This is a genomic window from Kyrpidia sp., assembly GCF_023512215.1.
GTDB classification, from domain to species: Bacteria; Bacillota; Bacilli; order Kyrpidiales; family Kyrpidiaceae; genus Kyrpidia; species Kyrpidia spormannii.
The window spans coordinates 90,821-113,041 of sequence record NZ_JAILZZ010000005.1 but is presented as its reverse complement, the minus strand read 5'-3'; the positions used below and the strand labels follow the sequence as shown (position 1 = coordinate 113,041).

Genomic DNA, 22,221 nt, shown 5'->3' with positions numbered 1-22,221 from the left:
GGGCTGAACAAAGCGATCCTGGACCAAGGGTGGTTCATGTTTCAAACGTTCTTGGGCTACAAGCTCCACTGGTTGGGAGGCTGGCTGGGGGCCGTACCGGCCCCGTACACGAGCCAGACTTGTCCGGTTCCGGAATGTGGGCACAAAAGCCCGGCGAATCGGCCGACGCAATCGACATTCCGGTGTGAACAGTGCGGGTATGAGGGCCATGCGGACACAGTGGGAGCGATAAACATTTTACGGGCTGGACTGGCCCGGATCGCCTGTTCTCCGGTGTAGAGCCGGGGAGTCGGTCGTTCGACCGATCCAAGGGGTGCAACAAGGCCTCTGGTGGCAGGAAGGAATCCCCCGCCAAAAGGGGTGAGGAGGTCAACTAAAAACAGGTACATGTCTTGATCCTCCTGTCCCATACACGAGCCGGCCCAGCCTCATATCGTGGCAAGGGCTATCAGAAGTGTCATGGGAGGGGTCGGGAAAATGAGCTGGTGGAATGCGTTCATTACGGCAAATCTCATTGGCATCGGAGCGAATTTTGACAACTGTGGTGTGGGAATCGCGTACGGAAGTCAAAAAATCAAATTTCCTCACCGGGTTAATGCGGTCGTCAATGGCGTTGGTTTTTGCACCGCATTTCTCGGTGCGTACGCCGGTAAGCTGATCTCTCATTACTTCACTGCCGAACAAGCTGGGTGGGCATCCTGTATCGCACTCGCTTGTATAGGGTTGTTTTTCTGGTATTCCGGATACGTTCATCCGCGTATCTCCCGACACACTGGAAAAGTCAAGATTCAAACACGACCAAACTGGAAGCAGGGAGCACTGCTCGGTCTTGCATTGTCTTTCACAAATGTTGTCAGTGCTTTTGGTGGGACGGTTTCAAACGCCACGACCATTTGGACGACAACCGCGGTCATTTCGATGTGGGGATATATCATGATCTGGTTTGGGAACCTGATCGGCGTGGGGGTGTTCGCACGACTGCTCGGTAAATATTCCTCTCTGGTCGCCGGATTTTTGCTCATTCTGGTCGGTGTTCACCAAGCCCTCGGTTGAAACGGACGATGATAGCATGAACTGCCTGTGGCGTATACAGTGACCAAGGGTTCGCGCTCGGACGTCAAAGAAGGGCATGTTTTGCTGGATGAGATGGAGAAACGCCATCCGGAGATGTTAAAAAAGGCCGAGGTGACGTGATTCCACCGTGCGCCATTCCGATTCGGCTCGTCATTGCGAGCCGGGGAAAGCATGGCCGGCCCCCGGCCATGATCACCACCCGCAGATCCTCTGTTGCAAAATGCTCGGGTACAACCCCGGAGGCACCTGTCCGAAATACGGGCCGTTCTGATAGGCCCGCATCTCGGCGTGGAGACTGCCCATGACAACCAATATGGCTGCGAGAAGGATCCCAAGGGTCCCCACCACACCGCGGGCGTGATTCGATCGGCTGAGCAGCCAGGAAGCGGCGGCGATCCCGACGAGGAAAAGAGCGGCGGCGGCGAACAAGCCGGTTTGGACGATGTTCCCGCCGGTCAGCGCCGCCTGGGCGTTCGGAGATAACGAAGCGACGGTGACGGCCCCGGACAATACCAAAAGGGCTGCGGAAACCATGGTACCCCGTAATCCGGATTCCATGGCCCAGCGATAAAACCGGCGAACTGGCGAATCGGCAGCCATCCGGCGCAAACGGCGGTAAGCGATACTGACCACCAGGAATCCACCGATCAGCCCGGTGGTGATCGTCAGGTCCAGCGCCCGCCAAAGCACCGACGGCTGCAACATGGCCAGTATCAAAGTGATGAACCCGCCGAACAGATCCGGCTGGGCGGCGAATTCCCCGGTGACCATGAACAGCGCCGGAACTGGAAGAAGAAGAACCACCGCGGCGATGCCGAAGGGAATGAAAAGCTTCGGAGACCGCGGATATTTATACAAGAGAATTTTAAACACCTGAAGTGCTCCCCAACCCGTAAAAAGGAGGAAAACGGTCGTCAGCCAACCTTGGGTCAACATGTACGCCGTGGCATCGGCCAATCGGACGAAAACCCCGATGATGATCGGGGGAACGACTCCGAGGAGAAAAACCAGCCATTCCCGGACCGCTGTTTTTCGCACCACCAGACGGGCCAAACGGAGGCCGCGCGCGTCGTGCTTGCGGGCTCCGTACCCGGCTGCGGCCAATGAAGCCAGTGCACCGCCGGCGAGGTAAAACACGAAGAGAAGAAAAAGGGTACCTAGTACGGCGTGAATCCATGCGGATGCAGTCGCCACGCACCCCGCCCTCCTTTACGTCCAAATCCGGAATCACTCATTTTTATTGTATCCCGTTTCGATTCTTTGGGCGGGCAGATGCCGGCGAAATTATGACGATCCAGTGGAGTTTGTGGGAAGGAATGGAGAACGCCAGCCGCCGCCTTCTTGCGCCACTGTCGAGGAAAGGCGGCGGTTGGCATGATCAGGCGACCCGGAGGCCGCCCGCATGGGTGCCGTGGAGAATTCAATTCCAGTGCCTCGAGGTGGCGGTGAGGTTGCGCGGAGTCGACCACCGATCCACCGGGAGGTTTTACTCTTGGGCTTTCACCCCTAATGGCGGCTGTTTTTCGCCGATTTCCTGGAAAAGCTTCCGAGCCCGATCCACCAGGGCCAGGAATTCCCGGGAGTCGTGTCGTAATTGTTCAGCTTGGGACAGAGCTCCTCCCTCGCGAAGTTGGCGGTTCTCCTCTTCCAGAGAACGGACTTTATCCTCCAAATGGGTGACGGTACGCCGGAGCTCCGCGTTCTCCCGCTCCATTTTTTGGAATACCTCTTCCCAGGCTCGGAGGGACTGGATCACCGCATCAATGTTCCACTGGTGCCCTACCTGACGCCGGCGCCCCCTGCGGCCCCGGGTTTGGGCCAGCCGCTCTTTTTTCACCCGCTTTGCCTCTTGAATTGCCTCCTCATAATTTTTCCGAATGATCCCATTCCAGCGATAACCGCAGGCGGCGGGGGTCCTGCCCAATTCGCTGGCCGCTTCGACAAAGGCGCTCAGCTGGGTGCTGCCCTCGCGAATGTGGCGCAATACAATGTCCGCCAATTTTTTGTCATCTTCGGGCGCCCAAGCGTCAGAGCGCGTGGTCCACCGTTCTACCGTTTCCATGGTTTCGCCTCCATATCTTTCCTTTTCGTTACTATTGGTATAGCCATTCCCGGTCGATCGCATACAGAACCTATCGCCGATGTTCCGATTTCTTTGAGAAAATGCCCCACTTCTTTCTCTATATCTATGAAACAGCCAATGAAAATGTCACCCCGGATTGCGCGTGAACTCGACAATCTGGTATCATAAGCCTCGGATGTTAACCATTATGTTTATTTGAGTTAACAATAGGGGGCGATGGGGTGGAACGATATCTCGGCTTATTAGAGAAAAGTAGGCGGTACGTGTGGAATCCTTTCACCCAGATGAAAGATTTTTTTGATCAGGAGCCGGTGATCGTGGAGCGCGGGGAGGGGGTGTGGCTGGAAGATGTGAGGGGAAGGAGGTATTACGACGGCGTGTCCTCCCTGTGGCTCAACGTCCACGGCCACCGGGTGCCGGAACTCGATCGGGCGATCGCCGATCAGCTCGGGAAAATCGCCCATTGCACGATGCTTGGGCAACTCAACGTGCCGGCGGTGGAATTGGCGGAAAGGTTGATCGAGATCTCTCCTCCGGGCTTGAATAAAGTATTTTACTCGGACAGCGGGGCCGAGGCGGTGGAGATCGCCATCAAGATGGCATACCAGTTCTGGCAACATATAGGCCATCCCGAAAAGCGAAAATTTATCACCATGACCGGGGCGTATCACGGGGACACCCTGGGCGCGGTGAGTGTGGGCGCCATTGATTTATATCACCGGGCGTACGGTGCACTTTTATTTGAAACGGTTCGCGTTCCTTACCCTTACTGTTACCGTTGTCCCCTGAACCAAGAGCCAAAAACGTGCGGCTTTGCCTGCCTTCACCTGCTTCGCCAGACCCTGGAGGCGCACGGCGGGGAAACCGCCGCCCTGATCGTGGAGCCCGAAATGCAGGGGGCAGGTGGGATGATTGCCATGCCCGACGGTTTTCTGCGGGAGGTTCGGGACTTGTGCACCCGGTGGGACGTGCTCATGATCGCCGACGAGGTGGCGGTGGGGTTCGGGCGGACCGGGAAGATGTTCGCCTGCGAGCACACCGGGGTATCCCCAGATTTTCTCACCTGCGGCAAAGGGCTGACGGGGGGTTATCTCCCCGTGGCGGCCACCCTGACCACCGACCGGGTCTACGAAGCTTTTCTCGGTGAACCCTGGGAGGAAAAAACTTTTTATCACGGTCATTCTTATACCGGCAACCCGCTGGGATGTGCCGCAGCCCTGGCCAATCTCGATTTATTTGACGAAACGCAGTTGGTGGACCGGGTCCAGAAGAATGAAGCGTATCTCCGGAAGCGCCTTCAGAAACTGATCGACCATCCCCACGTCGGGGACATTCGGATAAAGGGCATGATGGTCGGGATCGAGCTCGTAGCGGACCGGGCCACCAAGGAGCCCTTTCCCGCCCGCAGGCTCATGGGGGCTGCCGTATGCCGGAAGGCCAGGGACGAGGGGATGATCATCCGTCCTCTCGGGGACGTGGTGGTGTTTATGCCGCCTCTCGCCACTCCGGAAGGGGACCTGGAGGCGATGACGGATATCCTGATCCGGGCGGTGGAAGAAGGGGCTGTGTCGTGATGGACTCTACCGGCCTTGAGGCAGAACTTCAAAACCTGGAGGATGCGGGACTTCGCAGGCGGTTGCGGAGGGTCGAGTCAGCTCCGGGGCCCGAGGTGACGGTGGAAGGGCGCCGGATGTTGATGTGTGCCTCGAACAATTACCTGGGTCTGGCCCAGGATCCGCGCCTGATCGAGGCGGCTCACAGGGCCATGATCCGGTACGGCGCGGGAAGCACCGGATCTCGCTTGATCAGCGGCGACACGGAACTGCACGAAGCCCTGGAGAAGCGGATCGCCCGGTGGAAGGGCACCGAGGCGGCGCTGGTTTTCGCCACGGGCTACATGGCCAACGTCGCCTTGGCCACCACCCTCGCCGGTGAAGAAGATGTGATTTTCAGTGATGAGTGGAACCACGCGAGTATCATCGACGGTTGCCGGTTGAGCCGGGCCAGGGTCTCGGTGTACCGCCACGCGGATCCCGGGGACTTAGAGTCGAAAATCATCGCGGCCGGCCCCGCCCGCCGGCGTCTGATCTATACCGACGGGGTGTTCAGCATGGACGGGGATGTGGCCCCGCTGCCCGGGCTCTTGGAGGTGGCGGGAAAATACGACGCTTTTGTGGTGGTGGATGATGCCCATGCCGGAGGAGTGCTGGGAAAGCGCGGGCGGGGGACGATGGAATATTACGGATTGTCCCCAGCACCTCGAATCATTCAAATGGGGACGCTCAGCAAGGCGGCGGGGGTAGAGGGGGCATATGTGGCAGGGGCGAAAGCGGTCATCGACTACCTGATCAATCGCGCCAGGCCTTTTATTTTTTCCACGGCCCCTTCTCCGGCAGCGGTGGGCGCCGCCCTGGTGGCGGTGGAAATCATGGAGCAGGAGCAGTGGCGCAGGGACCATTTGCGCGCCTTGGCGTCCCGACTGCGCACAGGTCTTCGGGAACGAGGCTGGCGGGTCCCCGAGGGTTCGACCCCTATCATTCCGGTCATCATCGGGGAAGTGGGGGAGACCCTGCGTCTGGCCGCCCGGCTGGACGAAGCCGGAATCTTTGCTCCGGCCATTCGCCCGCCCACGGTTCCACCCGAATCTTGCCGGATTCGTTTGACGGTGACCGCCGCCCACCGGATGGAAGATGTGGATCGGATCCTGGCAGTGTTTACAACGGAGGGATGATCGGTGAGCGGAGCTGTGGTGATCGGGACGGACACGGAGGTTGGAAAAACATGGATTACCGGGGCGTTGGTGGGCCTCTATCGAGAGGTCGGGCTCCGAGCGACGGCCTGGAAACCGGTGCAAAGCGGCTGCAGACCGGGAGATCCGGGCTCCGATTCCGCCCGGTTGAAATGGCTCGGCGGTTTGGAGGAAGAGGAATCGTCCATCTGTCCGCACACCCTGGCGGAGCCCCTGGCCCCTGCCCTGGCGGCCCGGCGGGCAGGGGTGGCGCTGGATCCCGAGATGTGGCGGGAGATCTTGAATGTGAGGCTTCAGCGCCACGACCTGGTCCTCGTGGAAGGAGCGGGGGGAATCACGGTCCCCCTGGCGGATGGTTTTACCGCCGTCGAGCTGGCGAAGGGTGCGGACCTGCCGGTGTTGATCGTGGCCCGGGCCGGGCTCGGAACGGTCAACCATATTCTGCTCACCGTGGCCTACGCCAGGCAGGCGGGACTCCGGGTGGCGGGAGTGATTCTAAACGGCGGGGGCCGGGATGGAGGCACGGTCGCTGAGCAAACAAACCCAGAACTGATCCGGGAATATTCCGATGTCCCGATCCTCGGCCGGGTACCCTGGTTGCCCGGGCGCCCGGGGAGGGAGGAAATATTGGGCGCTGTCAAGGCGCACGTGGATCTGGAAGCGATACTTCAATCGATACGTGGAGGGGATCGATGATGACTCGGGGAGAGGCGAATGTTGCGGTGACACCTTTGAAAGGAATGCGGAACTGGGCGGGCCTGGCCCGGGAGGTGTTGAGCGGACGAGCCGTGACCAGGGAGGAGGCCCTGGCTATTCTACTCGCGCCGGATGAAGACGTGCCCGCCCTGTTAGACGGGGCGTTTCGGCTTAGGCAACGGTATTTTGGAAAAAAAGTAAAGTTGAACATGATCCTCAATGCGAAAAGCGGCCTTTGTCCCGAAGATTGCGGGTACTGCTCCCAGTCCGCCATTTCCACGGCGGACGTGGCCAAATACCCCCTCCTTTCAAAAGAGACGATCCTGGAAGGGGCCCGGGAGGCGGTGCGGCGCAAAGCCGGCACCTACTGCATCGTGACCAGTGGCAGACGGCCGGCCCCCTCAGAGGTGGAGCGAATCGTTGAAGCGGTTCGAGAGATTCGGGCCACCACCGATCTAAAAATCTGCTGTTGCCTCGGATTTCTCACCCCGGAACAAGCCCAGCAACTCGCCGACGCCGGGGTGCACCGCTACAATCACAATCTGAACACCAGTGCGAACCAGTACCAGGCGATTTGTTCAACGCACACCTACGGCGACCGGGTGGAAACGGTGGAGACGGCAAAAGCCGCCGGTATCTCGGCGTGCTCGGGCTGTATCGTCGGCATGGGAGAATCCCCAGAGGACGTGGTGGATGTGGCCTTCTCCCTCAAAGATTTGGACGTGGACTCCATTCCGATTAATTTTCTCAACCCCATTCCGGGAACGCCCCTGGAAGGCCGAAAGGAACTGAATCCCCGGTACTGCCTGAAGGTACTGGCCATGTTCCGTTACGTCCACCCGGCAAAAGAGATCCGCATCGCCGGCGGCCGGGAAGTGAACCTGGGGACGCTGCAGCCTCTGGGACTCTATGCCGCCAATTCGATTTTTGTCGGCGACTACCTGACAACGGAAGGGCAGTTGCCCGAGGCGGATTGGAAGATGATCGAAGATCTCGGTTTTGAGATTGAGACCTGTGCCCTGTAATTCCCGGCGCCCGGGGTGATGTTCCGCACATGGGAAGCGACATCGCCCCCCGCCTTTGAAGCACGAGGGCGGCCACCTTTGCGGCCAAGCCCAGAAGAACCAGCAGTCCAAAAGCGCCGAGTACCGAGGCAGTCGCAGATATGCCCATACCATGCCCGCCTCCTCATGCTCTCGTCAATTCCCGTCCGCTTGATGTTCAGATTTCGCCAGTCACTGAACTGTATGAGCTGGAAGAACTCGGACATCACGGCCCAGACGGGCTTTTTTTGTGCTGTCCTTGAAATTCGGACGGAGTGGTCTAGCTTGGTCCATCTGGCGAATACACATAGACTGGCTTTTCGAGGGAGGCGGCGGGATGGAAAAGGAGAAAGCGACCCTGCGGATCACGGGCATGCACTGTGCCGCCTGCGCCACCCGGATTGAGCGGGTGGTGAAACGGCAGGAAGGGGTTCTCGATGTGAACGTCAATCTCGCCTTGGAGCGGGCCACGGTGACGTACATCCCCGGGGCTGTGGATCTGGAAGAGCTCATCGATCGTGTAGAAAAATTGGGATACGGCGCCCACCCTGATCAACAGACGAAAGACTCGGCCGGGGATCGGCGCCGTCAATGGGAAATGTTTGTTTTTTCCCTGATTTTGTCTCTGCCGTTTTTGTGGGTGATGGCCCATATGGCCGGTTTTCCGTATATCCCGAGGGCGTTTCTCAATCCCCGGGTGCAATGGGTTTTGGCCACCGAGATTCAATTCGTCGCCGGTTGGGCCTTTTACGTGGGAGCGTGGAAATCCCTTCGCAGCGGTTCGGCCAACATGGACGTCCTGGTGGCTTTGGGCACTTCGGCAGCTTATGGTTACAGCGTGTGGATGATCCTCCGGGGGTCGGGACATTTGTATTTTGAAACTGGAGCTTTGATTATCACACTGGTCCGACTCGGCAAAATTCTCGAATCTCACGCAAAAAACCGCACCGCCGACGCCCTGGCCGAGCTCGTTTCCCTCCAGGTCAAATTTGCCCACCTGTGGACCCCCCAGGGAGAGCGGGACGTTCCGGTCCAGCAACTCCAGGTGGGGGACGTGGTGGTGGTCAGACCCGGGGAGCAAATCCCGGCGGACGGTCGGGTGGTGGCCGGAGAATCGGATGTGGATGAATCGATGATGACGGGGGAAATGCTCCCCGTCGTCAAAAGGGCGGGGGATCTGGTGTACGGGGCGACGCTCAATCAACAGGGGACTCTCCGGATCCAGGTGAAGCGGGTCGGCGCAGACTCTGCCTTGGGGCGGATCATCGGGCTCATTGAAGAGGCCCAGGCGTCGAAGGCCCCGGTCCAGCGGTTGGCGGATGCGATTTGCAATGTGTTTGTTCCGGCGGTGATCGCCATCTCCGTCGGGACGTTCGGCGTGTGGTTTTTTGCGGGCGGCGGCACGACCAGCGCACTCCCCACCGCCCTCATGAACGCCGTGGCCGTTCTTCTGATCGCTTGCCCGTGCCCTTTCGGCTTGGCGACCCCCACCGCGGTGATGGTGGGAACCGGGCGGGCGGCGCAGATGGGAATCTTTTTTAAGGGCGGGGAGGCGCTGGAGCAGTTGCACCGGGTTCAGGTGATGCTGCTGGACAAAACCGGGACTCTTACCCGGGGGCGACCTGCGGTGACAGATGTGCGGGTGATTCGACCGGGCCCCCTTCGCTCGCGGAATGACCTCATTCGCCTCGCTGCTTCGGCCGAAGGGCCTTCGGAACATCCCCTTGGGCGAATCCTGGCAGAAGGGGCTACTGGATTGGGGCCGCTCCCGGAGCCTGAGGGTTTTGTGTCCTCAGGAGGCGGGGGAGTGCGGGCCGTCGTGGAAGGGCGGACGGTGGTAATCGGGAACGGGCGGTTCTTGGAGGAATGCGGTGTGGAAGGAGTTGTCCCCCCTGAGAAAGATCTCTGGGAGTCAGAAGGCAAGACTGTGATCCAGGTGGGGGTGGATGGCCGATTGGCCGGTTTGATCGCCGTTTCCGATGTTCTATTGGAGGAGTCCCGTCGGGCGGTGAAAGCGCTGCAAGAAATGGGGATCGAGTTGGTCATGGTCACCGGGGACAACCGGCATACCGCCGAGGTCGTCTCCCGGCAGGTCGGGATTCGCCACGTTCTGGCCGAACTCTCTCCCGAGGATAAGGTCCGGGTGATCCGGAAGTATCAAAAAAGAGGTCGGAAAGTGGCCATGGTGGGGGATGGCATCAACGACGCGCCGGCCCTGGCGGCGGCCGATGTGGGCATCGCCGTGGGGACGGGAGCGGACGTGGCCCTGGACGCCGCCGAAGTAGCCCTCATTGGAACCGGTTTGGAGGGGGTGGTTCGCGCCGTCCGCCTCTCCCGGGCGACCTTGCGCAACATTCGCCAAAGCCTGTTCTGGGCCCTGGGGTACAACATCATCGGCATCCCCGCTGCGGCTGCGGGTTGGTTGAGCCCCCTCATCGCCGGAGCCTCCATGGCTTTCAGTTCCGTGATGGTGGTGCTGGGTGCCCTGCGCCTCAAACGGGTGCGAATTTGAATCGGGGCGGCATGAGGTGACATCCTCCAGCTCAAGGTAACAGTGATGGTCACCGGGCCGTCGGACACTTTAGGGCGATTTTGCTATAATGGATCTGTGGTAAGATCGTGAATTTCACCGGGGAGGTCAGCACCATGAGTGCTCTTGAGCAAGAGCTGGAACAATTGATCAAGCATTTGAACGATAAAAATAAATTGGTTGCAAAAAGTTTTTTGTCGTGGCTATTGGAAAATCAGCTTGACGAAGAAGACGATCTGTTGACGCCAGAGGATATTCGAGCCATTGAACAAGGCAGGCAAGAATTGATGAAACGTGAAGCCATACCGTTGGAGGACTTGAAGCGTGACCTCGGGTTATGAATTGCTGTTCGCGAAAGAGGCCAGCAAGGTTATTAGAAAGTTGGATAAAGTCACGGCAAAACGAATCCTACAAGCGATCGAATCATTAAGCGTGAACCCCTGTCATCATCCCAAGACCAAGCCGATGAAGGGATATGAAGGACAATTTTATCGTTTGAAGGTTGGGAATTGGGTACATGGGCCATTTCGGTAAGATTGGCGAACTGCCAAATGTTGACTCGGTGGCGCGAGGGGACGGGTGACGCCCGCCCCCTCTGACCGACGAACTATCCCTGCAAAGCGGCCACCAGGGCGGACTCCACTTGGTTCTCGTACTGTCCGAGATCCATCTGGTAATGATCTCGGAAGCTCTGGTCCACACCTTTAGTGGCAACGTCCTGCAGGAACGACCGGAACTTCTCCATTCCTCCGTCTTTGAGCAGCTGGCGCACCGCCAGATAGTCTTGCCACTCCACATTATAGGGAGCCTGGATGATCTGCCCTTCCCCGGCCGAGAGGGGCAACAGTGCCCCCCGGCGAGCCACAGTCCGGAGTTGCTGGATCATTGCCTCATCCTGAGCGGTCACCTTTTGCGGATCCAGTTGGGCCTGGGCCTGGGTCCCATCATACCAAGCGATGCCCTCATTGATCCACACCGGCAGTTGATCGCCAATTCCCATCTCGTTGAGGGTGACATGGGTCAACTCGTGGGTGAGGACGTTGGCGAGATCCGATTCCGCCTGAACGGGGTACAGGGGCAGCCAGATGTCGTTTCCCACGGTGACACCTCCGGTATGGGCCACCATCTGGGGAATCATGTTCGGATCGACACCAGCCCGGGCCAAGGCACTACCATAAGTGCGAGGGGTGGAAAACAGTACGACCTGCGCCCTCTGGGGTTGTTGGCCCAATTCGTTTTTCAAGATCGGCAGAGAGACGTTTTTCACGAGATCTGCCGCAGCTTGCAACGCTCCCCGGGAGACCCTGGCATCCCCGGGAATGATATTGATTCCCGATACAGATTGCGGGGATCCTGCCCGCTCGGGCGGCAATCGGTGGATCCCGATCTGTCTGGCCAGTGACTGGTCGACTAATGCCTGGTGCAGCTGGTTGAGTTCCTGGGAGAGTTGGTCGAGCTGTTGATTGATCTGATCGGGAGTGGCCTGGCCGCTTTCCAGCATATTAGAGATGGTAATCCATGTCTCATCGACTTGCTGTGCAAGATCTTCAATGTGCTGAATGACCTGGGCTACCGCCGGAGGAACCTCGACATTCTGCAGGTTCGCCCCCACCTGTTGAAATGGACTCAATAACAGGATGATTCCCCCTAGCCACAGTCCTTTCAACGGGCCCACCTCCTAACCGAACACCTTTGCCCTACGTGAAACTTGTTCTTGGCTCTATTCTACCAGGTGACGACCACTTGTGAGAAGAAAGTGTCCTAGGGGAAAAGGATAAAATTCTTATGGTGAATTTGTGGTGATGGTGTCTTGCCAGGTTCATTCCGGGGTGAGATCTCCGGGTCCAGGATCGCAGCGGTGCACCGTTCGGATGTGTTCCAATAATCCCCGGCATCCGGCCTCCACCAACCGGTAGACGTATTCGAACGTCCCGGTAAAAAAGGGATCCGGGACTTCGCGCACCTCTGTTTCCGGTGCCCAGTCGAGCAGCAGTGACGCCTTGTGGAGATACTCGCCCGCGGGATCAAGCCGTCTCAATCCTGCGAGGTTATCCTCATCCATGGCGACGATATAGTCGAACCGGCCCAGATCGGACCGGGACACCTTCCGCGCCCGGTGGCCTTCCCAAGAGATGCCCCGGGCATCCAGGACCCGGCGGGTACCGGGGTGGGGCGGATCCCCGACGTTCCAAGTGCCCAGCCCGGCAGAATCTACGGAGATGCACCCGGACAGACCTTCTTCCTCGACCTGCCGGCGGAAAACGGCTTCGGCCATCGGCGAGCGACAGATGTTCCCAAGACACACGAATAAAACCCGGATCAAGCCTCCACCTCTTCTCGCCCCTCGGCGGTGTTTTTGCTATTCTTATTTCATGGTAACAAGTTCAAGACCCGTAGGGAAGAGCTTCTTCGCGACGGTCCCCCGGGAGCGGGGTGGCGTCGGGTCGGGACGGGCAACACTGTGGTGGGGAGACCGGAAAGGAGGCGGAGGCGATGGGGCAAAGCGGAACGGAATCGAGCACTCACAGGCGACTGAACGTGGTGAGCACTGTGCCGTTAAAAACCAAGCATGGCGAGCGGGTGAAACAGGTTTTTCCCGGGGTGGAAATCCGGACAGTGCAGGGCTTGGAAGAGATGGGGAATGATCTGGCCGAGATAGAAGTCCTGATTACGTACGGGATGGATTTGGATGATCGTCGGGTGGAGCAGATGAAGAGCCTACGGTGGATCCAGGTGTTTTCCGCCGGGGTGGACCGGATGCCCTTGGCGGCACTGGATCGGCGGGGGATCGTGGTGACCAATGCTCGGGGGGTTCACGGCCCTCAAATGGCCGAGCACGCCCTGGGCGTTATGCTCATGCACAGCCGCCGGCTCCTGGAGTTCGCCCGCCTTCAGAGGGAGCGGGTCTGGGATCGCAAGCTTCGCGTGGACGAGCTGGGAGGCAAGGTACTCGGGGTGCTGGGGACCGGAGCGATTGCCCAAGATTTGGCGACGCGATCCCGGGCCTTCGGGTTGACGGTATGGGGCCATAACCGGAGCGGGCGGGCCGTGGATGGTTTCGATCGTGTATTTTCCGGAAAAGATGGATTGGATGAACTTTTGGGCGGGGCGGATTATCTCGTGGTGCTCGTCCCTTTCACAGCCCAGACCCGGGGCATGATCGGGGAGGCGGAATTGAGGCGAATGAAATCGACGGCGTTTTTGATCAACATGGCCCGGGGCGGCGTCGTGGATGAACCGGCTCTTCTGCGGGCATTGACCGAAGGGTGGATTGCCGGGGCAGCCCTGGATGTGTTTGAACAGGAACCGCTTCCTTCGGACCATCCTTTTTGGGGACTGGAGAATTGCCTGCTCACCCCTCATATCTCGGGTCTCTCGCCTTATTACAACGACCGGGCACTGGAAATTTTCCTAAAGAATCTCCAGGTGTACTTGTCCGGGGCCGGGGAATGGGTCAACCGGGTGGATTCCCGCAAAGGGTATTGACCCGTCACCACGAGGCCAGGCGTGGTCGCCGGATGGAGCCTGGACGCGGAAAAGGAGGGTTGGCGGTGGCGTTCAACGGCTTTGAAGCGGAAGATTTTGCCGTCTTTTCGATCCCGGAGTTCGAGGAGCGGATGGAGGCGATTCGTTCCCGGGTGCGGCCGAAGTTGACGGCGCTGGCTGACGAGTTGGCCCCTCGGCTGTCCCGGGAGACCGGGGTGTCTTTTTACCCCCATGTTGCAGCTCATGCCCGGCGCAAGGTTAACCCTCCCGACGAGACGTGGATGGCACTCTCCCGTTCGCCCCGGGGGTATAAACGATATGCACATTTTGAAGTGGGAATTGGGGCTGAAGAGGTGTTTGTGCGGTTGGTGATCAAACCCGAAGCGGAGGACAAGCCGGAAGCTGCCCGGTGGTTGCGGGAGCACGGGGAGGAGGCTGCCGCGCTCGTGCCTTCTTCTTACCTGTGGGCCCTGCACCGGGACGGGGCGCCGGACCGGCCCTGGCCTCGGCTCGACGGAGGTGGCCTCAAAGAGCTCGGCGTGGCCTTGGAGAAAAAATCAGCCGGTTTGGCAGTGGGCCGCCGGCTCGACCGACAGGAGCCGGCTCTAGTGAAAGGCGAGTCGTTTCTCAGCCTCGCCCAAACTGTGCTGTTGGAACTATTCCCACTTTATGAAGCCGTGATTCCGGGCGCCCATTCCGCCGGGGAACCATCATCCCGTACGGGGTCGGCCCGATAAAGGAGGCACATACGATGTCACTTGATCGCGAGGCAGCGTGGGAACTGTTGAACGAGTACACGAAAAACCCGAATCTCATCAAACACGCCTTGGCCGTAGAGGCGGCCATGAGAGCCTATGCCCGCAAGTATGGGGAAGATGAGGAAAAATGGGGGATTGTGGGTCTATTGCACGACTTTGATTACGACCGCTGGCCATCTCCCGAGGACCATCCCACCCGGGGCGCCGAGATCCTGAGGCAGAGAGGCTACCCGGAGGATGTCATCCATGCGATTCTCAGCCACGCGGATTATCTCGGCGTGCCCCGGGACCACCTGATGGACAAGTGTCTGTACGCCTGTGATGAGCTGTCCGGGTTTATCACCGCCGTGGCTTTGGTCCGACCGACGAAAAGTATTTACGATGTGGATGTTCGGGCCGTGAAAAAGAAATTGAAGGACAAGGCCTTCGCCAAAGGGGTCAACCGAGAGGATGTGCGCCGGGGCGCCGAGGAGTTGGGGGTGGATCTCGATGAACACATCGGGTTTGTCATCGAGGCTCTCAAGGGCGCGGCCCGGGAACTGGGACTGGAGGGCACCCAGGCTTCCGGAACGGGGAGTTGACACGGCGGCGGCCGGGGTGGGTCCCGGCCGCACTCGTTTCGGGTTGCGAACGACTTCGCATCACGAGGAACTCCGCAGCTTTGATGTCCGGCATATACTGGGAATGGATCGCGGGCGAAGAGCGCCCATGTCATTCAAGGGCTTTGACGTCCTGGACGATCTGGTCGATGGGAGGCTTCATACCGTCGTACATCTTGACGATTTGGCCGTTGCGATTGATCAGGAAAAATTGAGTCGTGTGGTTGTACATGGTGATGCCTCCGGATACCTCCGGGGGATTTTTTGTCAAAGATGTATGGAAGCTTTTGAACACGAAATCCTTCGTGACATCAAACCCAGGGCTTGTAACAAAATGCCACATCTTTAAATCGGCGTTGTAGCGTTCGGCGTATTTTTTCAAGACCTCGGGTTTGTCCGTATCGGGGTCGCAGCTGAAGGACACGATTTCCGCCGAGGCTCCCGCCGCTTTTAATTTTTTCTGCACCTGGGCCATGTTCGGCGTCATCACCGGACACATGGTGGGGCAGTTGGTGTAAATGACGTCCGCTAACCAGATCTTTCCTCTCATCTGATCGGTGTTAAACGGTTTTCCGTCCTGATCGGTCGCTTGGTACGGTTGAATGTGCCAGTTGGCTTGGCGCAGGTCCTGGGCCTGGGGAGTGTTTTGAATGACTCCAGCCTGGCCCCCGGCTCCACCCTGCCCCTGGGCCGCCGTGCCGCTGTCGGGGCCCGCGGTGGCGCCACACCCCGCAAGGACGGTGGCAGCCACAGAACCAGCCGCCCACCACAGGGCCGCACGACGAACCCTGGGACGTTTTGAAATCGATCTTTTCACGGTCACCGACCCTTTCCGTCATCAAATTCAGGATCCGGCTACATCTTCCAAGTCCGATGGTATCAAGTCTCACCTGGGCCGGCGTGGCTCAAACGGGCTATTTTTGTTTCAATTTCGTGGCAGGGTTCTCGCACCCCGTGCCATTGTCTTCCCGTGGAGAAAATCGATATCCAAATCCTCGCACGGTCCGGATGTAGATGGGGCGGCTGGGATCCGGTTCGATTTTTTTCCGCAGGTTGCTGATGTGGACCGGCACCGTCCGCTCGTCGCTTGGCGCATCCCATCCCCAAACGTGGTGATGGAGCTGGGTCGGACTAAACACCTGGTCTGGATGCCGGGCCAAGAAAAACAGTAGCTGCCGTTCTTTTGTGAATAACTCCACAGGTCGGCCGTCGACCCGGACGTTGTAGGAGCGGAAGTCGATTTCCACATTTCCGAAGCATAAGGTTTGAGGCCGTGGGGTTTCTTCCCGTTCAACCTTCGCCCTCCGCAGCCGGGCTTTGACCCGGGCCACCAAGACCATCGGGTCGAAGGGTTTGGTCACGTAGTCATCCCCGCCTTTGTCGAGGCCGGCAATGATGTCGTCTGGAGTGCCTTTCCAACTGAGGAATAGTACAGGTACGTCCGAATACCGACGGATGGCCCGGCACAACTCCACGCCGTTGACATCCGGGAGCACGACGTCAAGGATGAGGAGGTCGGGACTTTCCCGTTTCAAGAAGTCCAAAGCATGGCGGCCCGTTTCCGCCGTACTCGTCCGGTAACCGTGGCGGTTGAGGTACAACTCCACCAGTGCCCTGACTTCCGGGTCGTCATCGACGACCAGTACCGAAGGATTCGGCTTCATCCTGGGATCCCTCCCTTCGCCCTTTGCCCCTGCCAGGTCCGGGGTACTTGTATGTAGGCGGGTACAAGGGAAAGATGGCCCGGTTCAAAATCCGCCGGGGTCAGCAATTGCTTCCAGTAAAACTCCCATTCCCCATTCAGAGGAACGGAACCTCGTTGGAGCCAGGTTCGGCCCGTATAGATCGAGGATGCCTTGAAAGGCTGTGGCTTGATCCGTTTTATATAATGAAATCAGTCCACCGGCCGCTACCATCACGGCCGCGACGACCACAAACATGGCAAGAATAAACTGAATATTCACAATTCAGATCACCTTTATGGCACGACATGAGAAGAGTCACCCATCCGTAATTGTACGTTATCGTATTCAAAAATGATTGTCAATGAAAAATTCGACGCCACTTGGCGTGGATCAGCGCCGCGGGTGAACGAGGGCCCGGCTTGACGACCGCTGTCAAGTGGCGTTTCATAAGAAGGAAGGTGAAATTGACCGGGATCTTCGCCTAAAGCCGGTGAAACCCGGGATGGAGGGACGTGCATGCGGGGGCCGATGGTTCCGCTTCATGAGGAAATGCGCCGGGCGCTGGAGGAGAAAGACTGGATCAAAGTCGAGCGACTCGGATTCAAGGCACTCCGGGCTGACCCGGCGGATACGACGGCATGGGAGATCCTGGGGGAAGCCCTGTTGCGCCAAGGATACGGCACCTCCGCACGAAAGGCGTTTCGCAGGGCTTACTTGTTTCATCCGCAAAAACAACTGGCCCGCTGGAATGCTCCGGCTGAAGAAGGAGACCCGATCTTGGATAACGGTCGCAGTCACCCAATCGTGGAGCAACTTTTGGCCTGGCCGCGGGTTCCGACGGTTGCGGCGGTGATTGTGGCGAAGAATGAGTCCCGGAGCATCGGCCGTTGCCTGGAAAGTTTGAAGGGGGCGGTGGACGAAATCCTGGTGGTGGATACGGGTTCCACCGATGACACGGTCGCCGTTGCCGAGACTTTTCCGGGCGTGCGGGTCCTGTTTTATGCGTGGAACGATGATTTTGCCGCAGCGCGGAATTTTGGTCTTGACAACATCGCTGCCGATTGGGTGCTTTGGATCGATGCCGACGAATGGGTGCACCCCGATGATAAACCGTTGATCCGGGAAGCTGCCGCCATGCTGGATGCCGTCACACCAACTCCGGTTCTTCATCCGATGATTATCAACCGCCTGGGCTCCACGACTTCCATCGCCATGAACGTTCCCCGCCTGTTCCCCCGGCGAGGGGATCTGCGCTTTCACGGACGGATCCACGAACAGATTGCTCCTGTGAAAGGCAACCGCTACACAGACTTGAGAACCCGGGACTACCTGGTGACGATTCGAATCCTGCACGACGGCTACGATCCGGCAAATACAGATATTCGCGCCAAGCTGCAGAGGAATATTCGCCTCTTGAACCAAATGGTGCAAGAAGAACCCGCAGACCCGACCTGGTTGATGTACCTGGGGCGGGAAGTCCTTTCCGCCGGCGACGTCAAAAAAGGGACGAGCCTTCTCCTGGCTGCGGAGGAACGGGCCAAGACCACGCCTGGATTCGGGGCGCTTCTGGAGATCCAGAGGTTGTTGGTTCAGGCGTATCTGTTTCAGTCCGCCTACGACGAAGCGGAGCGGGTGGCCGAGCGGATGCAGGAAACAGACCCCCAGTTTCCAGATTCGCACTACTACTTGGCCCATGTTCGGGTGGAAAAGGCGAAGCAGCTACTCCAGGCTGCCGAAGAGGATCTGCGCCGCCTTCGGGCCCAAGGGGACAACTACGCCGGGTTGGTCAACTTAGATGCGGATATTCACGCTTGGAAAGCCGATCTCCTCCAGGCGAACATATGCGGGCTGACCGGGCGGATCGCCGAGGCGAACGCCCGGTACACGGATTTGTACGGCCAGTGCCCGGGTTACGATGAAGCCATTGCCCAGCAGATCGCCCTCATTCACCAGCAGGCCCGACAGATCCTGCAACCCGATAATCCTCCCCAGAATCGGTGAAAGCAGGTTGCTTGAAACCGCGGATTTCCATGCGCCAGGGCCAGCGATAAGGAACGCTGGTCCTCCTGTGACCCGCGTCACCACGACCTTAATGGGCGTCCGTTATCCTGATGGTGACGTGAAACCGAGGGGGGAGTGGCATGGAACACCATCGTTTTCAAATGGCCGAGGAGCTCACCAGGCGAGTCGCCCAAGGCGGACCGGCCCGGGTGATACAACTCAGCTTGCCCGCCGGACGAGTTTTAGACAAACACCGGGTGGATGCTCACTTGCTCGCCTTTGTTCTGCGGGGCCGAGTGGTTTTTGAGGCTTTTGAACCGGGGGGAGGGCCGCTGACACTGGGGCCGGCCGAAATGATCGCCGTCGGACCCGGAGTACCGCACCGCGTGGAGTCCTTGGAAGACGCGGTACTCGCTCTGGTTCTCGTACCTCCCGGGGTCGGAGAAAAGTGACGGTTTTGCTTACCTGGGCGGGGCCCGTTACTCCCGTTTGCCCGGGTCAAGGGGGATTTCATCGAGCTGAATAAAAGATTTCCGAGCGCTGTTTTGAAACTGGCCCGCACTTTGGCCAAGGGCGCAGCCGTTGCACTGGTCACATCCTGCGGCGCATCCACCGGAGCGGGTCCGGTGAAAGAGGCGGACCAACTGCCAGGCCGCATATCCAAGGACGGCGGCGATCACGATATAGACCATTGACTCTCCACCTTTCTGTGATTCTACCTACACATGGAACCGCCTTTCAGACTGTGCGGCCGGCCTTTTTGTGTCTCATATCCACCACCTGGCGATATGGTAGACCCCCAGCGAAACTACCCAAGCCAGACTTACACTGTACACCACCGAGGCGGCCGTCCATTTCCAGGACCCTGTTTCCCGGCGTATCACCGCCACGGTGGAGAGACACGGCGTGTACAACAGGACGAAAAATAAAAACGCCAGCGCCGATGCCGGGGTGAACGCTCCTTGCAACAGGGCCGTGAGTCCCCCCGCCGCCTCTCCCGCGCCGTAGGCCACTCCCATCGTGGCCACCACCAATTCTTTCGCTAAAAATCCCGTGATCAAGGCCACGCCGGCCTGCCAGGTGGCAAAATCCATCGGCGCGAACAAGGGGGCGATCCATCCCCCGAGCCCGGCGAGAAAACTGTGCTCCACGGGCACGGTTCCCTGAAACGAAAACCTCCCGAGAAACCACAACAACACCGACACGGAAAAAATAATCGTTCCCGCCTTGCGCAAGAACCCCTTCACCTTGTCCCACGTATGCAAAGTGAGGTTTCGGGCGGTGGGGGCGTGGTAAGGCGGCAGCTCCATGACAAAAAGCGAGTCGCCGGTTCCAACCAGCCTCCCCAACAGCCACGCTGTCCCCAGGGCCGCCGCCACGCCGACCAAGTACAACAAGAACACGACCTCCGCCTGGTGCCGGGCAAAGAAGGCCGGGACAAGGAGGGCGTAGACGGACAACCGGGCCGAGCAGGACATGAACGGAATGGCCAGGACCGTCACCAGCCGCGCCCGGGGGTCCTCCAAGGTGCGGGTGGCCATGATGGCGGGGACGTTACACCCGAAACCGAGTACCATGGGAATGAAGGACCGCCCTCCCAACCCCACGGCTTGCATGACCCGGTCGGTAATCACCGCCGCCCGGGCCATGTAACCGGAATCCTCCAAAAAGGACAGACCGAGAAACAGTACGGCGATCTGGGGAATGAACACCAACACCGCTCCCACGCCCCCCAGGATGCCTTGGATCATGAGATCCGTAAACCACCCGGGGCTTCCCATGGCTTCCAAAGCGGCTTGAAGTCCCGCCGCTATAGGGCCGCTGATTGCACTGTCCAGGGCATCCGACAGGGGGGTTCCCACCCAGCTAAAAGTCACTTGGAACAAAAGAAAGAGAACTGCCAGGAACAACGGGACCCCGAGAATCGGGTGCAAGAGCCAGCGATCGAGCCGATCACTCCACGTCCGCTCTCCTTGCAATTGTCCCCCGCCTGCCACGACTTCCCGGGCCGTCTGGGCCGCCCATTCGTGCCGGGCTTGGCGGATTCGCTCTCCACTCTCTGTAAACTCCTTGCGAAGGTTCGCCAGGGTTGCCACCGCGGTCGGGGGCAGCGCCTGTTCCAAAGCCGCTATTACGGCTGGGTTTCCTTCCAGGGCCATGACGGCCAGGGCCCGGCGGCGTCCGGCCAAAGGTTCTGGCAGGGCCGCCAGGGCGGCTTCCGCCCGGGCCACCACCGCTGCCACAGACAGCGGGTAGGGCAGGACGAAGGCAGCGGGCGTGACTTCGCTCTGTAGGCGACGAATCAACTGCTCTTTTCCAATCCCCCGCCGGGCGGTCATTGGCACCACAGGGACCCCCAGGCGCTGTTCCAGCAGAGAAACGTCGATGTTGAAACCCCGGGCGGCCGCCGTGTCCATCATGTTGAGGACGACCACCACGGGCAACCCCATCTCCAACAGCTGGGCAGTAAAATACAAATGTCGTTCTAAACTTGAGGCGTCCACCACGTTGACGACCGCCGAAGGACCTTGGTACAACAGGTATTCCACCGCCACCCGCTCCTCCGGGGACCGGGCTGCGAGGCTGTACGTTCCCGGCAGGTCCACCACCCAACATCCCGGCAAATCTTTGCACAGGCCCTCTTTTTTCTCCACCGTCACCCCGGGCCAGTTCCCAACGTACTGGCGGGTTCCTGTCAAAAGGTTGAACAGTGAGGTTTTCCCGGTGTTGGGATTCCCCGCCAGGGCAATGGTGGAGAGAGCCACCGGGCCGCGAACCTCCGCAGGCTGCTGCGCGGATTTCACGGCCGTCGCTCCGTCTCCACTTGTATGAACCGGGCATCTTTTCGGCGGATCCCCAGCTGAACGCCGCGGACGTGAATCACCAGCGGATCGCCGAACGGGGCCCGGCGCACCACCCTCAGGTCGGTGCCGGGTACGAGGCCGAGTTCCATGAGGCGGTGGCGGTGTCCGTCCTTAGGAGCGAGGACATCGATCACTGTACAAAGTGTTCCGGGTGGGCAGTCGTTCAATGTCATTGGGAACCACCTCAATTGAGAAACGTTATCATTAACCCTATCATGAGTATACAGGATTGGGCAGCGGCGAATTGTGAAAAATAAGTGAACGTTGTAGAGCCTATTATAACACGGAAGTGACTGAGTTGTATGTGAGGAGTTTCATCCATTGGCACGATCCAGACAAAAAACCTGGCTCGGGTGGCCGGGCAGGCGTCAAAGCACTCGGGAGTTCATGACCTCCTGTGCGATCGGCAGATCATTGGGCGTGAACGAGTACCTCCATAGAGGCTTTGCCTTCCGGGAATTCGCACTGGTACAAAAGCCGTTTATTCGCCCCGGACCGGGAGCGGATGTCCCCGGCGGAGTAGGCGCTCCATATAAGATGGCTCGGGCTGATCCACTGAATCATCTTTGGATCAAAATTCGTAGCGCTCACTCCTTGAGCCACTGTGGGGACCACCCGGGTCCACAAAATCGCTCCGGTACTTGTGGGATCTC

24 protein-coding genes are annotated in these 22,221 nt (G+C 59.1%); 13 read left to right on the top strand and 11 right to left on the bottom strand.

Annotation, left to right across the window (positions count from 1 at the left end; genetic code table 11):
• Both K6T64_RS03855 and K6T64_RS03850 read left to right on the top strand, forming a co-directional pair.
• A partial coding sequence (locus tag K6T64_RS03855) for an RNA-guided endonuclease InsQ/TnpB family protein (protein WP_288008634.1) occupies positions 1-279 on the top strand: 279 nt, incomplete at its 5' end.
• 198 nt (positions 280-477) lie between these two features.
• Positions 478-1,053 carry a manganese efflux pump MntP gene (locus K6T64_RS03850; protein ID WP_170086254.1) on the top strand — a complete coding sequence of 192 codons (576 nt, stop codon included), beginning with the start codon at positions 478-480 and terminating at the stop codon, positions 1,051-1,053.
• 213 nt (positions 1,054-1,266) lie between these two features.
• Here the strand turns inward: K6T64_RS03850 and K6T64_RS03845 are convergent, their stop codons facing one another.
• Positions 1,267-2,268: a hypothetical protein gene (locus K6T64_RS03845; protein ID WP_288008632.1), complete on the bottom strand. Its 1,002-nt coding sequence runs from the start codon at positions 2,266-2,268 to the stop codon at positions 1,267-1,269.
• Between the two features lie 292 nt (positions 2,269-2,560).
• Positions 2,561-3,136 carry an RsfA family transcriptional regulator gene (locus K6T64_RS03840; RefSeq protein ID WP_288008630.1) on the bottom strand — a complete coding sequence of 192 codons (576 nt, stop codon included), beginning with the start codon at positions 3,134-3,136 and terminating at the stop codon, positions 2,561-2,563.
• Between the two features lie 242 nt (positions 3,137-3,378).
• Between K6T64_RS03840 and bioA the strand changes: the two genes are divergently transcribed.
• The 6 genes from bioA (at position 3,379) to K6T64_RS03810 (ending at position 10,516) form a co-directional block, all read left to right on the top strand.
• Positions 3,379-4,731, top strand: a complete 1,353-nt coding sequence (bioA, locus tag K6T64_RS03835; RefSeq protein ID WP_288008627.1) for an adenosylmethionine--8-amino-7-oxononanoate transaminase — start codon at positions 3,379-3,381, stop codon at positions 4,729-4,731.
• A complete protein-coding gene (gene bioF, locus K6T64_RS03830) occupies positions 4,731-5,888 on the top strand; it encodes an 8-amino-7-oxononanoate synthase (protein WP_288008637.1) in 1,158 nt (385 codons plus the stop codon). Before bioA ends, bioF begins: the two co-directional genes overlap by 1 nt.
• A 3-nt stretch (positions 5,889-5,891) precedes the next feature.
• Complete coding sequence (gene bioD / locus K6T64_RS03825) at positions 5,892-6,602, top strand: dethiobiotin synthase (protein ID WP_288008625.1); 711 nt, start codon at positions 5,892-5,894, stop codon at positions 6,600-6,602.
• Positions 6,599-7,627 carry a biotin synthase BioB gene (gene bioB, locus K6T64_RS03820; protein ID WP_288008622.1) on the top strand — a complete coding sequence of 343 codons (1,029 nt, stop codon included), beginning with the start codon at positions 6,599-6,601 and terminating at the stop codon, positions 7,625-7,627. Before bioD ends, bioB begins: the two co-directional genes overlap by 4 nt.
• Positions 7,628-7,982: 355 nt before the next feature.
• Positions 7,983-10,157: a heavy metal translocating P-type ATPase gene (locus tag K6T64_RS03815; RefSeq protein WP_288008619.1), complete on the top strand. Its 2,175-nt coding sequence runs from the start codon at positions 7,983-7,985 to the stop codon at positions 10,155-10,157.
• A gap of 134 nt (positions 10,158-10,291) precedes the next feature.
• Positions 10,292-10,516, top strand: a complete 225-nt coding sequence (locus K6T64_RS03810) for a hypothetical protein (protein ID WP_288008617.1) — start codon at positions 10,292-10,294, stop codon at positions 10,514-10,516.
• 266 nt (positions 10,517-10,782) lie between these two features.
• Here the strand turns inward: K6T64_RS03810 and K6T64_RS03805 are convergent, their stop codons facing one another.
• The gene (locus tag K6T64_RS03805) at positions 10,783-11,841 is read right to left on the bottom strand and encodes a peptidase MA family metallohydrolase (RefSeq protein ID WP_133121301.1); all 1,059 of its coding nucleotides are present in this window, start codon (positions 11,839-11,841) and stop codon (positions 10,783-10,785) included.
• 153 nt (positions 11,842-11,994) lie between these two features.
• Complete coding sequence (locus K6T64_RS03800; RefSeq protein ID WP_100668467.1) at positions 11,995-12,498, bottom strand: low molecular weight protein-tyrosine-phosphatase; 504 nt, start codon at positions 12,496-12,498, stop codon at positions 11,995-11,997.
• 170 nt (positions 12,499-12,668) lie between these two features.
• Between K6T64_RS03800 and K6T64_RS03795 the strand changes: the two genes are divergently transcribed.
• From K6T64_RS03795 to K6T64_RS03785, 3 genes are all read left to right on the top strand, one after another.
• Entirely contained in the window at positions 12,669-13,661 is a 993-nt protein-coding gene (locus K6T64_RS03795; RefSeq protein ID WP_288008615.1) for a D-2-hydroxyacid dehydrogenase, read from the top strand.
• A gap of 65 nt (positions 13,662-13,726) precedes the next feature.
• Entirely contained in the window at positions 13,727-14,398 is a 672-nt protein-coding gene (locus tag K6T64_RS03790; protein WP_288008614.1) for a DUF1054 domain-containing protein, read from the top strand.
• Between the two features lie 14 nt (positions 14,399-14,412).
• Entirely contained in the window at positions 14,413-15,000 is a 588-nt protein-coding gene (locus K6T64_RS03785; RefSeq protein ID WP_100668464.1) for an HD domain-containing protein, read from the top strand.
• Between the two features lie 130 nt (positions 15,001-15,130).
• Here K6T64_RS03785 and K6T64_RS03780 read toward each other — a convergent pair whose 3' ends face one another.
• The 3 genes from K6T64_RS03780 to K6T64_RS03770 all read right to left on the bottom strand — a co-directional run bounded on the left by K6T64_RS03780 (position 15,131) and on the right by K6T64_RS03770 (position 16,982).
• Entirely contained in the window at positions 15,131-15,835 is a 705-nt protein-coding gene (locus K6T64_RS03780) for an SCO family protein (protein WP_288008613.1), read from the bottom strand.
• Positions 15,836-15,932: 97 nt separating this feature from the next.
• Positions 15,933-16,682 (bottom strand): response regulator transcription factor, encoded by a 750-nt coding sequence (locus K6T64_RS03775; protein ID WP_288008611.1) that lies wholly within the window; start codon positions 16,680-16,682, stop codon positions 15,933-15,935.
• A gap of 84 nt (positions 16,683-16,766) precedes the next feature.
• Entirely contained in the window at positions 16,767-16,982 is a 216-nt protein-coding gene (locus K6T64_RS03770) for a hypothetical protein (protein WP_288008609.1), read from the bottom strand.
• A 237-nt stretch (positions 16,983-17,219) separates the two neighbouring features.
• Between K6T64_RS03770 and K6T64_RS03765 the strand changes: the two genes are divergently transcribed.
• Entirely contained in the window at positions 17,220-18,704 is a 1,485-nt protein-coding gene (locus K6T64_RS03765) for a TPR domain-containing glycosyltransferase (protein ID WP_288008607.1), read from the top strand.
• 140 nt (positions 18,705-18,844) lie between these two features.
• On the top strand, positions 18,845-19,156 hold the full coding sequence (locus K6T64_RS03760; protein WP_288008605.1) for a cupin domain-containing protein: 312 nt from the start codon (positions 18,845-18,847) through the stop codon (positions 19,154-19,156).
• A 27-nt stretch (positions 19,157-19,183) separates the two neighbouring features.
• Here K6T64_RS03760 and K6T64_RS03755 read toward each other — a convergent pair whose 3' ends face one another.
• The 4 genes from K6T64_RS03755 to K6T64_RS03740 form a co-directional block, all read right to left on the bottom strand.
• Positions 19,184-19,396, bottom strand: coding sequence for a FeoB-associated Cys-rich membrane protein (locus K6T64_RS03755; protein ID WP_100668457.1), 213 nt, complete (start codon positions 19,394-19,396; stop codon positions 19,184-19,186).
• A gap of 75 nt (positions 19,397-19,471) precedes the next feature.
• Positions 19,472-21,508 (bottom strand): ferrous iron transport protein B, encoded by a 2,037-nt coding sequence (gene feoB, locus K6T64_RS03750; protein ID WP_288008603.1) that lies wholly within the window; start codon positions 21,506-21,508, stop codon positions 19,472-19,474.
• A complete protein-coding gene (locus K6T64_RS03745) occupies positions 21,505-21,741 on the bottom strand; it encodes a FeoA family protein (protein ID WP_013076518.1) in 237 nt (78 codons plus the stop codon). Before K6T64_RS03745 ends, feoB begins: the two co-directional genes overlap by 4 nt.
• Before the next feature lie 238 nt (positions 21,742-21,979).
• On the bottom strand, positions 21,980-22,171 hold the full coding sequence (locus tag K6T64_RS03740; protein ID WP_353737785.1) for a hypothetical protein: 192 nt from the start codon (positions 22,169-22,171) through the stop codon (positions 21,980-21,982).
• Between the last annotated feature and the right edge of the window lie 50 nt (positions 22,172-22,221).

What these genes read in the sequence shown, in the direction of transcription:
- K6T64_RS03850 (WP_170086254.1), top strand. Translation starts at nt 478, where the DNA reads ATGAGCTGGTGGAATGCGTTCATTACGGCAAATCTCATTGGCATCGGA.
- K6T64_RS03840 (WP_288008630.1), bottom strand. Translation starts at nt 3,136, where the DNA reads ATGGAAACGGTAGAACGGTGGACCACGCGCTCTGACGCTTGGGCGCCC.
- bioF (WP_288008637.1), top strand. Translation starts at nt 4,731, where the DNA reads ATGGACTCTACCGGCCTTGAGGCAGAACTTCAAAACCTGGAGGATGCG.
- bioB (WP_288008622.1), top strand. Translation starts at nt 6,599, where the DNA reads ATGATGACTCGGGGAGAGGCGAATGTTGCGGTGACACCTTTGAAAGGA.
- K6T64_RS03815 (WP_288008619.1), top strand. Translation starts at nt 7,983, where the DNA reads ATGGAAAAGGAGAAAGCGACCCTGCGGATCACGGGCATGCACTGTGCC.
- K6T64_RS03810 (WP_288008617.1), top strand. Translation starts at nt 10,292, where the DNA reads ATGAGTGCTCTTGAGCAAGAGCTGGAACAATTGATCAAGCATTTGAAC.
- K6T64_RS03795 (WP_288008615.1), top strand. Translation starts at nt 12,669, where the DNA reads ATGGGGCAAAGCGGAACGGAATCGAGCACTCACAGGCGACTGAACGTG.
- K6T64_RS03785 (WP_100668464.1), top strand. Translation starts at nt 14,413, where the DNA reads ATGTCACTTGATCGCGAGGCAGCGTGGGAACTGTTGAACGAGTACACG.
- K6T64_RS03775 (WP_288008611.1), bottom strand. Translation starts at nt 16,682, where the DNA reads ATGAAGCCGAATCCTTCGGTACTGGTCGTCGATGACGACCCGGAAGTC.
- K6T64_RS03765 (WP_288008607.1), top strand. Translation starts at nt 17,220, where the DNA reads ATGCGGGGGCCGATGGTTCCGCTTCATGAGGAAATGCGCCGGGCGCTG.
- K6T64_RS03760 (WP_288008605.1), top strand. Translation starts at nt 18,845, where the DNA reads ATGGAACACCATCGTTTTCAAATGGCCGAGGAGCTCACCAGGCGAGTC.
- K6T64_RS03755 (WP_100668457.1), bottom strand. Translation starts at nt 19,396, where the DNA reads ATGGTCTATATCGTGATCGCCGCCGTCCTTGGATATGCGGCCTGGCAG.
- K6T64_RS03745 (WP_013076518.1), bottom strand. Translation starts at nt 21,741, where the DNA reads ATGACATTGAACGACTGCCCACCCGGAACACTTTGTACAGTGATCGAT.